Source organism: Gallalistipes aquisgranensis (assembly GCF_014982715.1).
GTDB classification, from domain to species: domain Bacteria; phylum Bacteroidota; class Bacteroidia; order Bacteroidales; family Rikenellaceae; genus Gallalistipes; species Gallalistipes aquisgranensis.
In genome coordinates this window covers 780012-793454 of record NZ_JADCJY010000001.1, presented here as the reverse complement: position 1 = coordinate 793454, position 13443 = coordinate 780012, and the positions used below count along the sequence as shown (strand labels likewise).

The following is a 13443-nucleotide window of genomic DNA, read 5'->3' as shown; positions in this document are numbered from 1 at the left end:
TATCCCATGACCCGTTATTTTGTTCTTATCCTTACGATATAACGCGTCGACCTGTCTTCCGGCTGAACAATTCCGAACAAGCAGCCATCTCTTCCGGAAGCAATACACGACAGATGCGGCAATCCCTCCAGGAGAGCAACGGGATTCCCCTGCCAATCGAAAACGCTGATCTCCGACATCCCATTGCCAAGTCTCCTGCCGTTTCGGTCGCAAAAATTGAGCGTGTAAATATAGCGGTCCGAAGAGGTGATCCATCTATATCCCAAAACGGTTTCGCCGGTCGGGACAATCACCGGGAAAAGGGCGGTCCGGTGTTCCACACCGTAAGAGCCGGCATCCAGAAAATACCGGACGGCAGCCGGTTTCACCACCGAATCGACATCGAAAATTTCGAGAACCATTCCGTAACCGCTTCCCGCAACGATCCTGCGCCGTTCGGGATTGAAATGCCAGGCAAACATCGACCCGGCCAGATTGCGTTTTATCCGGTATTCGATTCCGTCGGAATACGGAAAAGGAATATCCGCATAAACGGACGACCACTTCACAGACATACTTTCCGGATCGACGAAGCCCATTCTGAAACGCAGCGAATCGGACGCACAGGCCCCATTGGCCAGCAATCCCCGCTCCGAAAGGACTGCATTGTAAATATTCAGCGGGAAACGGAAAGTGAATTCCCCGCTGACAGCAGGCTGTTCATCCAATATCTTCTCCAAATCGTACACGATCACCCGCCGGGTGCCTGCGGGAACGACCGTCAGCCGTCCCGACTTTTCGTCCGCCTGAAAAAAGGGACGGGCAGAAAACTCTCCCGCATCATTACCCGCCCGGGCAAAACCGGTGACATACTCGCCGCTTTCACGATCGAACAGATGAAGCATACAGCCGTTCACATATCCGCCTGCGACCAGCATATCCTTATATACGGCCAGAGCCACATACTGTTCTTCAGGAATAGCCTCTATCCGCTCGACCCGGGGCGTATATACCGTCTCATACACAGGCGGACCATAGGTCTGGGCCTGGACGCAAGGTACAGCAAGAACAGCCGCACACAAACTTATAAAAGCAAAAAGGACAACCATTACCCATGAATTTTGCAGAAAAATTTAACAAAACCATCTCTTCACTTCGCCAATCAGACATGCGACACATTCCCCTCTTAAACAAATATAAAAATTACCCGGCAACAATCCTATAAATTCGCAAAAAAACGCAGGGCAAAAACACAGAACATCCCGTCCGACAAAACGAAAATCCGGACCTACCGATCCGGACACACTCCGCAACGTCAGCCCGTCGAATTATCTTTTCAGGAAATGCCGGAGGGCCGCAAGCGGATGATACAACATCATCCGCGGACCGGAGAACCGCATGACCTCCCGGATTTTCACCCGATAGTGCCCCGCGTAACAATGATGCGGACATTTTTTGCAGGCCGGTTTATTTTCCCCGCAACGACATGCATCGAGACGGGCGAGGGCATACTCCGTCAACCGCCGGCAGTCGTCGCAGAGCGTCGCGTTCCGCTCCTTCTTCCGGCAATACAAGGCAATCATGCACTTCACGGTAGTTTTCTCCCGTTCGATCCGGCTTGTCATACCCGCTCCTTTCCGATTTTTCCGGTCCGTGCCGGCGGCATGGACCGAACCCCGCCGCAAAGATAGGAAAATCCGGCAACAGCCCGCCCTCCGAAGCAGCGTCACCAATCTATTTCGGGAAGCCCGTTCGCCCGGAAGTAGGCATTCGCCCGGCTGAAATGGCGGCAGCCGAAAAACCCCCGGTCGGCAGAGAGCGGCGAAGGATGAGGGGCGGTAAGCACCAAATGGCGCGTACGGTCGATAAAAGCGCCTTTCCTCTGGGCATAAGCCCCCCAAAGCATAAAGACGACATGCTCCCGCTGGTCGTTGATACAACGGATCACGGCATCGGTAAACTCCTCCCAACCGTGTCCGCGATGGGAACCGGCCTGATGGGCCCTGACCGTCAGGATCGCATTGATCAGCAGTACGCCCTGATCCGCCCAGCGCTCCAGACGACCCGACACCGGTATCGGTTTTCCCAGATCGGACGAGACTTCCCGGAAAATATTGACCAGCGAAGGCGGAAACGGCACACCGTCCATCACGGAAAAACAGAGCCCGTAATACTGTCCCGGTTCGTGATAGGGGTCCTGCCCCAAAATCACCGCCTTCACCCGGTCGAACGGACATGTGTTGAACGCATGGAAGATCGCCCCGCCGCGCGGGAACACCGTATGTCTCGCATATTCCTCCCGGACGAAAGCCGTCAATTTTTCGAAATAGGGCTTATCGAATTCGGGCTGCAAACGGGCACGCCAACTCTCTTCAATTTTTACCTGCATAAAACCGATGACCTTAACTGGGAAATAAAGATAGAAATCATTCCCCGTGTCTGCAAACAGGAAATCCGTATCCGGCCAGGATACGGATTGTTCGGTCTCCGACGGGGCCGCCCACCCTTTCGGGCGGAACGGAGCATCCTACTCTATGAACTGCTCGAATCCGGGCGCCCGTTTGACCGGATCGAATTCGATGATTTCATAGTCTGCGATGCCGTTCAGATAGAAAGGATCGCCGAGCGTGATCGCTTTGGCGGCCTTCATGTTTTCCGCCCGGCAGAGAATGATTCCACCCACGCGGGGATTGCGGGGACCGGAGCAGACCAGTTCGCCCGTCCCGTAATACCGGTCCAGATAGGAGCGGTGGGCGTCCACGTATTTCTCCACTTCGGCCAGCGGCTTCTTATAATTCACGAATATCAGATACATAATCGGAAAGATTTGATTTTTTCCTATACGATTGCAAAGATAGGAAATATTCCCGGAGATGATACCGCAACCCTTATCCGTGTTATGATTTATATTCCGCAACGCCCGATTGGAATTCCGGAAAAATTCGGTATATTTATAGCGAATATTTCTATACAATAAAAAGAGAACAAGGAAGTCTATGTCCACATTACTCACCATGCCTCCCATTACCCTGCCGATCGCAGACCCCGTACTGAAATTTCTCATCATACTGATTATCATTCTGCTGACCCCTCTATTGCTGAACAAACTCAAAATCCCGCAACTGCTGGGACTCATCATCGCAGGGGCCGTCATCGGTCCGCACGGTTTCAACCTTATCCTGCGCGATAGCAGCATCATCCTCTCCGGAACAGCCGGCCTGCTCTACATCATGTTCCTGGCCGGGCTCGAAATCGACCTGAACGACTTCAAGAAAAACAGCAACAAGAGCCTTGTGTTCGGCCTTTTCACCTTCTGCGTCCCCCTCACGCTGGGTTTCCTGATCAGCCACTACCTGCTCCACTTCTCGCTCCTGTCGTCGATCCTCTTCGGCAGTATCTTCTCCTCCCACACCCTGATCACCTACCCGATCGTCAGCCGGCTCGGAGTGAGCAAGGACATCTCGGTCAACCTCACCGTAGGAGGCACGGTCATCACCGACACGCTGGCCCTGCTGGTACTGACCATCATCGTGGGGATGGCCGGAGGCGAGGTGACTGAAATGTTCTGGATCAGGCTGGGGGCCTCGGTCGTGATCTTCGGTCTGCTGGTCATGCTGGTCTTCCCGATCATCGGACGCTGGTTTTTCAAACGCTGCAAGGACAATATCTCCCAGTTCGTCTTCGTCCTGGCGATGGTTTTCCTCGGCGCGTTCCTGGCCCAGGTAGCCGGAATCGAAGCCATCATCGGGGCCTTTCTCGCCGGCATGGCGATGAACCGGCTGATCCCGAGCACATCGCCGCTGATGAACCGGATCGAGTTCGTGGGCAACGCCATCTTCATCCCCTTCTTCCTGCTCGGCGTGGGCATGCTGATCGACTACCGGGCCTTTTTCAGCGGCTGGGAGACGCTCGAAGTGGGCGCCATCATGATCGCCACGGCGACGGGAGCCAAATTCACGGCCGCGTGGCTCACCCAGAAGACATTCCGCCTGTCGGCGGACCAGCGCAGGGTCATCTTCGGCATGAGCAACGCCCATGTGGCCGCCACGCTGGCCATCGTGACCGTAGGCTACAACGTGGTACTGGGCACCGGAGACGACGGGGAACCGATCCGCCTGCTGAACGACAGCGTACTCAACGGCACGATTCTGATGATTCTCGTCTCGTGCATCATCTCTTCGTTCGCCACTCAGAAAGGGGCCCAGAACCTGGCCCTCACAGACGTATCCCGCCACGACTCGGGCAAGGAGGGACACGAACGCATCCTGATCTCGGTCAGCAATGAAAACACCGTCGGCGAACTGATCAATCTCAGCACGGCCCTCAAAGCCAAAAGCAACACGTCCGACCTGTATGCCATCAACGTGGTGGACAACCAGTCCACCGACGAGAACGCCGTCAAAAAGGCCGGGAAGATACTCTCGGAAGCCGCCAAGACGGCTGCCGCCACGGATACCTATCTGCACGAACTGCTCCGGTACGACCTGAGCAGCACGAACGCCATCGTCAGCGTAGCCAAAGAGCACCGGATCACCGACCTGATCATGGGTATGCCGACAGACAATCCGGAGCAGCCGAATCCGCTGCGCCATATCGAATGGATCATTTCGCAGAGTAATGTCACAACCTTCGTCTATCGTCCCGTACAGCCTCTCTCGACGGTAAAACGCCATCTGATCGTCGTTCCCGAACGGGCGGAAAAGGAGATCGGATTCACGCTCTGGCTCCGCAAGCTCTGGCAGCTTGCCTCCAGCACGGGGGCCAAAATCGTCTTCTATGCCGACTCCGCCACTCAAAACAGCCTGAAAGAGATCTGCGAACGCCATCCCATCGACGCCGAAATGGAAGATTTCCCCGGCTGGGAAGATTTCCTGATCCTCTCGCGCGACATCCGCACGGACGATATGATCTGGACCATTCTCAGCCGCCGGGACAAACCCTCGTTCCACCCGGCCATGAACCGGATTCCGGCCTACCTGAACCGTTATTTCGCAGACAACAGCTTCATCCTGCTTTTCCCTGCGCAGGGAGACAAACCGGAAGAAAACCGCTATTACGTCTGATGCGGCACACCTCTTGCATGTAACTCTCCGAAACCATTACATGCAGGAACATGAAAAAAGGCATCACCCTGTTCATGCTGCCGCTACTGTTGGCAGCATGTTCCGACGACAACACGAAAGAAAAGGAGTGGGGACACAGCACCGCGCAACTGGTCAGTCCCCGGGTACGAATCACCCAGGCGCAATCGCCCTTCACGGGTTATCTGGAAATCTACCCCTGTACGCAGGGAACCTACACCTATTACGGGAACTACCGGGGAGCCATCCCCAAAAGACAGGTATTCCCGGCCTCCTATCTCATCAATGCAGGCAGCATCCATCCCGAAGCCCCGTCCGCACAGCTTCTGCTGCCGGTGGGCACCTACAATCTGATCTACTGGGGACAGACCCTGCCGCCCGACACGGTCATCACCTACCCCGAAATCCACAGTCCGGCCCTGACGCTGGGTGCCGACCTATCCCAACAGAAATACGGATTGAGAAAAAAGACATCGCCGGACACGCTCTACTGGAACACTCCCGATTACGTGTTCGCCACCCAGGAGATACACATCGGAGAACAGAACATCGGGACGAACCTGCAACGGGTCGTCACGGGTCTTAACGTCATCCTCACGTCGAAAGACGGAAAGCAGATCGACCCGGCCATAGAGAGTATTCTCGTCACGGTCGGTTCGGTAGCGCAATGGCTCGACGTAACCACGGGCGAACCGAGCGACATGACCAAGACAGTCGCCGTACCGCTCAAGTTCAGTCCGAGCCGGTACAGCGCCTACAACCGGGTCACCTTCTTCCCCACGGGCCCCGATCCGCTCCTGACGATCGTCCTGACACTCGAAAACGGAGACATCAAGACCTATCAGTCCCGGCTGACCTCTCCGCTGTCGCGCAACAACATGCGCAACCTGACGATCGAAATCGGAGAGATCTACTCTTCCTCGTCGACAGGCAGCGATTTCGAAATAGGCAACTGGGACGAGTCGGACGAGTCGATCGACATCTGACACGGAACCCGCGGAAAAACCGGCTCGGCAGAATATTTTTAACCAGGATTTTCTATCTTTGGGGCACTGAAAAAACCTAAACAGGAAAATCATGGTGAAAATAGGCACCCCATTCACGTCCGTCGGACGCAAGGCACTGCTTTGCGGAGCGGGCGAACTGGGCAAAGAGGTCGCCATCGAACTCCAACGTTTCGGAGTGGAGGTCGTGGCGCTGGACAAATACGAAAACGCACCCGCCATGCAGGTCGCCCACCGCTCTTACGTGGTGTCCATGCTCGATGGCAAAAGCCTGCGGGAGATCATCGAAAGGGAAAAACCCGACTACATCATTCCCGAAATCGAGGCGATCGCCACCGACACACTCGTCGAGCTGGAGAAGGAAGGATTCAATGTCATTCCGACGGCCCGGGCCACCCGGCTCACCATGAACCGGGAGGGTATCCGCAGGCTGGCAGCCGAAGAATTGGGCCTGCCCACATCGCCCTACCGTTTCGCCTCCACACGGGAGGAATTCGACCGGGCGGTCGCCGAGATCGGCTATCCCTGTGTGGTCAAACCGGTGATGAGTTCGTCGGGCCACGGACAAAGCGTGGTCAGGGGACCTGAAGACACGGCCCGGGCATGGGCCTATTCCCAGGAAGGGGGACGTGCCGGAGCCGGCAAGGTGATCGTGGAGGGATTCGTCAGATTCGACTACGAAATCACGCTGCTCACCGTGCGCCATGCAGGAGGCACGTCGTTCCTGGAACCAATCGGACACCATCAGGAAGACGGCGACTACCGCGAATCGTGGCAGCCGCAGCCCATGACCCCTCAGGCACGGGAGCAGGCCAGAGAAATCGCCCGCAAGGTGACCGATGCGCTGGGAGGCCGGGGACTGTTCGGGGTGGAGCTTTTCGTACAGGGCGACCGGGTGATCTTCAGCGAGGTATCCCCCCGTCCGCACGACACGGGCATGGTGACGATGATCTCACAGGACCTTTCGGAATTCGCCCTGCACGTGCGTGCCGTGCTCGGCCTGCCGATACCCGACATCGCGTTCCATGGACCTTCGGCCTCGCGTGCAGTGGTCGTGGAGGGCAACTCGAACCGGGTGGAGTTCGCCAATCTGGACCATGTGCTGTCCGAACCGGAGACGCAAATGCGTATTTTCGGCAAACCGGAAGTACAGGGGCACCGCCGCATGGCCGTTCTGCTGGCCCGGGGGAAAGACGTGCGGGAAGCCCGGGAAAAGACGGAACGTATGATGGCAAAACTGCAGGTAAATATCTACGATAGGGAATAACCTTTTCCTTTCGATTCACAGGAACGGGAACCGGGATACACGGTTCCCGTTTTCCGTTCATTTCCCGGGACGTCTCAACGCCTCGGGCAGGGGCTGCGAGATCCGGAGACTGCTGACCACAGCCCCGATCCCGGCCAGCGTTCCTCCTACGAACAGGCACACATGCATGCCCTCCGCAGGGAACAGATGAAAAAAGAGGGCAACCAGCGCGGCTCCCGTGGTCTGCCCCAGCAGACGCGCCGTGGCCAGCATGCCGCTCGCCCCTCCGCTACGGCCGGCCGGCGCCGACGAGATGATGATGCTGTTGTTCGGCGACTGGAACAACCCGAAACCCAATCCGCACAGAGCCAGCCGCCAGAGAATCGCCCCGTCGGTCGGAACGGCGGGCAGGCAGGCGGTGCAGAACAGCCCGGCTGCGAAGATCGACAGCCCGACGGCCCCTAAAATTCCCGCATGTACGCGTTCCACGAGCAAACCGGCCACGGGAGCCGTGAACACGATCGCCACGGGCCACGCCGTCATCAGCAATCCCGTGCCGACCTCGTCCCGCCCGAGCACCCCCTGAAGGAAAAACGGCAGGGAGACCATCGCCAGCATCTGGGCCAGGAACGAGCAGACCGAAGTGAGGATGGAGAGCGAGAAAATCGGTATTCTCAGCAGATCGAGCGGCAGAATCGGAAACGGACTATGCAACTGACGGCGGACGAAAAAATATCCCACGACACACGCTCCTGCGATTCCGGGAACGATATGTCCGACACCCATTCCATGGGCGTACCCTTCGATGGAAGCGATCAGCAGACCGAACGTAAGGGCATTGAGCACACCGTCCCGCCAGTCGAAATGCCGTCCTTTCACTTTTACGGGATTATCGGGCAGGAACCGGCGACTCAACACAAACGCGGCAACCCCCACCGGCAGATTGACGGCGAAAAGCCACGGCCACGAGGCGACGGAGAGCACTCCGGCGGCCACCGTGGGCCCTGCTGCCGAAGAGACAGCCACGACCAATGCATTGATCCCCATTCCCCGTCCCAGAAAGTGCCGGGGATAGATAACGCGGATCAGGGAGGTGTTGACGCTGGCGATGGCCGCCGAACCGAACCCCTGCAGCATCCGGGCCAGCGTGAGCGCCGCCAGCGAGCGCGACAAGGTACAGGCCAGCGAGGCAAGGGTGAAGACGACCAGTCCGGAAACATAGATTTTCCGGTACCCGATCATGTCGCCCAGCGCAGAGAGCGACAGCAGCGAGACCACCGTAGCCAACTGGTAGGCGTTCACCACCCAAATGGAGGTGGCAGGGCTGGCATTCAGATCGGATGCGATGGTCGGCAGGGCCACATTGGCGATCGCCCCGTCGAGCACGGAAAGCGTGATCCCCATCGCAATGGCGAGAATCGCCCAATAGCGCCGGGGGACAGGCAGACCGTCCGCAGGTCCGCCCGAAGCAAGATTCGCACACGCATTCATCGAACCAGTTTCGTTTCGGGATTTTCCGCCCCTTCTCCGGGAGAGGGAATCCCACGCCTCTCCGCAAAAACAAAGGTACTTTTTGAGTAAAAGATTTTCGCCCTCCGGCCGATTCTATTATCTTTGCATACGTTTTGTATCTGCCATAAAACTGAAAATTAAAACTATCCGCCATGTCCCTACTCTCCTCCGCCTATTCGTTCATTCTGGCACAGTCCGCCACCGTACCGGAACTCAAAGTCGTGCCCGATTCGGTGCGCAAGGCCGAATTCGAACAAAAACTGGAAAAGCTCTCCAGCATGTCCGTGGAAGACATCATACAGATGGTTACGCGCAACGTCGTGGAGATCGCGCTGAAAATCCTCGTGGCCCTGGTCATCTACTTCATCGGCCGCTGGCTGATCCGGGCCGTACGCAGGTTTTTGGCCCGGCTGTTCGAAAAACGGGAGGTGGACGTATCCCTGCGGTCGTTCCTGCAAAGTTTCGTACAGATTTCGCTGACGCTCTTCCTTATCATCATTATCGTCGGCATTCTGGGAATCGACACCACCTCGTTCGTCGCCCTCTTCGCTTCGGCAGGTCTGGCCGTCGGTATGGCCCTAAGCGGAACACTCCAGAACTTCGCGGGCGGAGTGATGATCCTCATTCTGAAACCCTACCGGGTCGGCGACTACATCGAGGCACAGGGACAGAGCGGCACGGTCAAGGAGATACGGCTTTTCAACACGGTGCTCAACACGGTGGACAACAAGACCATCATCATCCCCAACGGAGGCATCTCCACGGGCATCGTCAACAACTACTCCAAAGAGGAACGGCGCCGGGTGGACTGGATGTTCGGCATCGCCTACGGGGACAGCTACGACGAAGCCAAAGCCATCCTGACCGACCTGCTGGAAAAAGACCCGCGCGTACAGAAAGACCCGGCCTATTTCATCGCCCTGCACAGCCTGGGCGACAGCTCGGTCAACATCGTCGTCCGGGCCTGGACCGCCACACCGGACTACTGGAGCGTCTATTTCGACCTGAACGAGAAAGTCTACAAAACCTTCGCGGAAAAGGGAATCAGCATTCCGTTCCCGCAAATGGACGTCCACCTGTCGCAGGAGGCTCCGAAAGCCTGACCCCTCCCTTCCGTACAAAAGCCGGAACCGGAGCTCCGGTTCCGGCTTTCTCTTCTCCCCGGAACGAGAACTTCCGACACAGGGAATCCCTTCCGACTATTTCGTTACATTCCGGATTTGTATTATCTTTACTTGTCCTTAACCATAAGATATGAACCAGGAAACAGAGCGGAAATTTCTGATCTCGGGCGACTACAAAAGCCACGTTTCCCACAGCATCCGCATCGTGCAGGGCTATCTCTGCTCGGTTCCGGAACGCTCGGTACGTGTACGGATCGCCGACGACAAAGGCTTCCTGACGGTCAAAGGGGCGGGAAACGCATCGGGGACCACCCGGTTCGAATGGGAGCACCCGATCCCGGTCGCGGATGCCGAAGCGCTGCTGCCTCTTTGCGAGACGGGGTCGATCGACAAGATCCGCCATTTCGTCCCGTTCGGAGGTCACACGTTCGAAGTGGATGAATTCTTCGGAGAGAACGAGGGGCTCACAATGGCGGAGATCGAACTGACCGACGAAAACGAACCGTTCGACAGACCGGAATGGCTGGGCAAAGAGGTCACGGGAGACAAACGCTACTACAACGCCTATCTCTGCCGGAAACCCTACACGAAATGGTGAACATTCCGTCCGTCTGTCCGTGGCGGAACGGTTAAAATTTCGTACCTTCATACCTGAACCAATGCCGCAGGGAAGTCATGATCGAGATACAGGTAAAAATCCACGATAAGTTTTCGCTGGAATTCAAGGTCGGATTCCTCACATGGGGCGACGACCTGTCGGAAAACACGTTCCGGATGAACACATGGATTTTCGTGCCGAACAGTCTGGACATCAATCCGGCCACCTACACGAAAACCCAGTTCTACCGCGACGTCAACACCAATACCCGGCTCATCACTCCCATCTTTCCGCTCGGGGAGATCGCATCGGGCGAAGCCGTGCCCCTCCGCCACCTGCGGGAAGCGTTCGCATCACTGGCCGAATCCCCCGCCAAAGCCGCCGCTGCCGAATACGAGTACCAGATCAAAATGTTTTCGGCCATCTTCAAAAGCTCCGTACGCGACGAAGTGCGGCATATCCTCGGGGCGACCGTTCCCGAAGACATCGACTACCTCACGGAGAGTTACCGCACACAGGTCCGCACCGTCATGTCCCGCTACCGGGAGCAGCGAAAGACGGTCGACACAGCGTCCGTTCCGCCCCGGATGCTCGATTACTTCCTGTTCGGCGACGAATTCATGAGCAATTTGCTGATACAGCATACCCTGCGGCTGATCCGACGGTTGCAGACGCTTTCGGAGACACGGTTCGCCGAACGGATCGCAGCGCTCACGAAACTGGTGAGGGAGGAAGAGGAGTATCGCCGCAGGCAGGGATACCTGAACGCGGAGACGGAAAGCCCGGACCACAACAGGGCATTGCTGTTCCGCCACGGAGTGCTGAAAAAATACGTAGAAAGCGATCTTTTCCTCAACGCCCGCCGCAAGAAGGACGCCGTGTGGGTGGAACAGGTCTATTACAGCCTGGCAGCGGGACTGTCGATGATCTTCGCTACCACTGTGGCCTTTTCGTTTCAGATGAAATACGGCAATTTCACCATGCCGCTGTTCGTGGCACTGGTGGTGAGCTATATGCTCAAGGACCGGATCAAGGAGCTGATGCGGTACTATTTCGCCCACCGGCTCGGCAGCCGCTATTTCGACAACAAGACGACCATCGGCATCAAGGAAGATACCATCGGATGGAGCAAAGAGGGCGTGGACTTCATTACGGACGGCAAGGTTCCCCGGCAGGTAATGGAGATACGGAGCCGTTCGCCCCTGCTCGAAGCGGAGAACCGGATCAGCGACGAGAAGATTATCCTCTACCGCAAAATGGTGCGGATCGACCGTAGGAAACTGAGCGGTTCGAACCGCTACTCCATCGCCGGCATCCATGAAATCATCCGGCTGCACATGAACTCCTTCACACAGAAGATGGACAACCCCCAGATTCCCATTTACGCGCTGGATGCGGAGGGAACGCCCCGGATCACGGCCAGCGACAAGGTCTATTACCTCAACCTGGTGATGCAGTTCCAATACGATGCCCGCACCGATTACAAACGGTACCGGATCGTACTGACCCGGACCGGCATCCAGGAGATCGAAGAGCTGAAATAGGCACGCGCGCCCGTATGCGTCCGCGAAGCCATATCACGCGGCAGGATATTATCGGGAAAGCAGATAGTCTTTGAAATCCCCGAAATCCGCAGATATTCCGACGGAGAGTTTCTCCCCCTCCATAAAACGGCGCAACCGCTCGGGAATCTCCACGCTCCGGCCGATCACGGGCTCCACCGTATCGCGGAATTTGGCAGGATGGGCCGTTTCGAGGAACAGCCCCGTCTCTCCCGGTTTCAGCCCCTCTTCCAGAGCCAGATAACCGCAGGCGCCGTGCGGGTCGAGCAGATAACCGCACTCCCTGTCTACCCGGGCGACAGCGGCCCGTATCCGGTCGTCATCGTAGCGGTATCCCGAAATCTCCGACCGGATCGTCTGCCAGTCACCGTCGTAGAGATCGAGAATACGGGCGAAATTGCTCGGATCGCCCACATCCATGGCGTTGGCCACGGTCGCTACCGAAGGCCGGGGAGCGTAGACTCCCGTTTCGAGATATTGCAGGAAGATGTCGTTCCGGTTGTTGGCCGCGATAAAACGGGCCACGGGCAGCCCCATGCGTGCGGCGAACAATCCGGCCGTGATGTTTCCGAAATTGCCGCTGGGTACGCAGACGACGAGACGGTCCGCCGCCCCCGCCCGTTTCATCCGGGCATAGGCATGGAAATAGTAGAAGGACTGGGGAAGGAAGCGGGCCACGTTGATCGAATTGGCCGAAGTGAGGGTCAGCCGGCGCGTAAGGTCTCCGTCCAGGAAAGCGCTTTTGACCAACCGCTGACAGTCGTCGAACGTGCCGTCCACCTCCAGGGCCGTAATGTTCCGGCCGAGCGTGGCGAACTGTTTCTCCTGGATTTCGCTCACCTTCCCCTTGGGATAGAGCACCACCACGTCGATTCCCTCCACCCCGAGGAAACCGTTGGCCACGGCACTTCCCGTATCGCCCGATGTGGCCACCAGCACGGTAACTTTCTCCCTCCGTCCCGACCGGGCGATGAAATGCGCCAGCATCCGGGCCATGAAACGGGCCCCGACATCCTTGAAGGCCAACGTGGGACCGTGGAACAATTCAAGCGCCCAGATACTTTCTCTCACCTTCACCACGGGAGTATCGAACGAAAGCGTATCGCAGACGATCCGGTCGAGTTCCTCCCGGGGAATGTCCTCCCCGAAAAAGGCTTCCGCCACCCGGCAGGCGATTTCATGGAACGAAAGACGGTCGATTCCTGCGAAGAAGGAATCGGGCAGGCGTTCGATCCGGCGGGGCATATAGAGACCCCGATCGGGTGCGAGCCCCCGCGTTACGGCCTCGGCCAGCGTGGCGTCGGGCGCATTTTTACCTGTACTGTAATACAACATAA

Annotated in this window: 12 protein-coding genes; 6 read left to right on the top strand and 6 right to left on the bottom strand. The window is 57.3% G+C overall.

What is annotated here, in order from left to right; all coding sequences use genetic code 11:
* Nucleotides 1–14: 14 nt before the first annotated feature.
* The 4 genes from INF32_RS02855 to INF32_RS02840 all read right to left on the bottom strand — a co-directional run bounded on the left by INF32_RS02855 (nt 15) and on the right by INF32_RS02840 (nt 2794).
* Nucleotides 15–1004: a BF3164 family lipoprotein gene (locus tag INF32_RS02855; RefSeq protein ID WP_226386907.1), complete on the bottom strand. Its 990-nt coding sequence runs from the start codon at nt 1002–1004 to the stop codon at nt 15–17.
* A 303-nt stretch (nt 1005–1307) separates the two neighbouring features.
* Nucleotides 1308–1604 carry a nitrous oxide-stimulated promoter family protein gene (locus INF32_RS02850; protein ID WP_226386906.1) on the bottom strand — a complete coding sequence of 99 codons (297 nt, stop codon included), beginning with the start codon at nt 1602–1604 and terminating at the stop codon, nt 1308–1310.
* Nucleotides 1605–1705: 101 nt separating this feature from the next.
* Complete coding sequence (gene ung / locus INF32_RS02845; RefSeq protein WP_226386905.1) at nt 1706–2368, bottom strand: uracil-DNA glycosylase; 663 nt, start codon at nt 2366–2368, stop codon at nt 1706–1708.
* 138 nt (nt 2369–2506) lie between these two features.
* A complete protein-coding gene (locus INF32_RS02840; protein WP_226386904.1) occupies nt 2507–2794 on the bottom strand; it encodes a YciI family protein in 288 nt (95 codons plus the stop codon).
* Between the two features lie 181 nt (nt 2795–2975).
* Between INF32_RS02840 and INF32_RS02835 the strand changes: the two genes are divergently transcribed.
* The 3 genes from INF32_RS02835 to purT all read left to right on the top strand — a co-directional run bounded on the left by INF32_RS02835 (nt 2976) and on the right by purT (nt 7331).
* Nucleotides 2976–5042 (top strand): cation:proton antiporter, encoded by a 2067-nt coding sequence (locus tag INF32_RS02835; RefSeq protein ID WP_226386903.1) that lies wholly within the window; start codon nt 2976–2978, stop codon nt 5040–5042.
* Between the two features lie 50 nt (nt 5043–5092).
* Nucleotides 5093–6046: a FimB/Mfa2 family fimbrial subunit gene (locus tag INF32_RS02830; protein WP_226386902.1), complete on the top strand. Its 954-nt coding sequence runs from the start codon at nt 5093–5095 to the stop codon at nt 6044–6046.
* Nucleotides 6047–6137: 91 nt separating this feature from the next.
* Nucleotides 6138–7331: a formate-dependent phosphoribosylglycinamide formyltransferase gene (gene purT / locus INF32_RS02825; RefSeq protein WP_226386901.1), complete on the top strand. Its 1194-nt coding sequence runs from the start codon at nt 6138–6140 to the stop codon at nt 7329–7331.
* A 57-nt stretch (nt 7332–7388) separates the two neighbouring features.
* Here the strand turns inward: purT and INF32_RS02820 are convergent, their stop codons facing one another.
* Nucleotides 7389–8801, bottom strand: a complete 1413-nt coding sequence (locus INF32_RS02820; RefSeq protein WP_226386900.1) for an MFS transporter — start codon at nt 8799–8801, stop codon at nt 7389–7391.
* A gap of 173 nt (nt 8802–8974) precedes the next feature.
* On the opposite strand from INF32_RS02820, the gene INF32_RS02815 reads away from it, so the two are divergent.
* From INF32_RS02815 to INF32_RS02805, 3 genes are all read left to right on the top strand, one after another.
* Entirely contained in the window at nt 8975–9925 is a 951-nt protein-coding gene (locus INF32_RS02815) for a mechanosensitive ion channel family protein (protein WP_394368315.1), read from the top strand.
* A 151-nt stretch (nt 9926–10076) separates the two neighbouring features.
* A complete protein-coding gene (locus INF32_RS02810; RefSeq protein WP_226386899.1) occupies nt 10077–10544 on the top strand; it encodes a CYTH domain-containing protein in 468 nt (155 codons plus the stop codon).
* 77 nt (nt 10545–10621) lie between these two features.
* Nucleotides 10622–12088, top strand: coding sequence for a hypothetical protein (locus tag INF32_RS02805; RefSeq protein ID WP_226386898.1), 1467 nt, complete (start codon nt 10622–10624; stop codon nt 12086–12088).
* A 48-nt stretch (nt 12089–12136) separates the two neighbouring features.
* On the opposite strand, the gene thrC is transcribed toward INF32_RS02805, so the two are convergent.
* A complete protein-coding gene (thrC, locus tag INF32_RS02800) occupies nt 12137–13441 on the bottom strand; it encodes a threonine synthase (protein WP_226386897.1) in 1305 nt (434 codons plus the stop codon).
* Between the last annotated feature and the right edge of the window lie 2 nt (nt 13442–13443).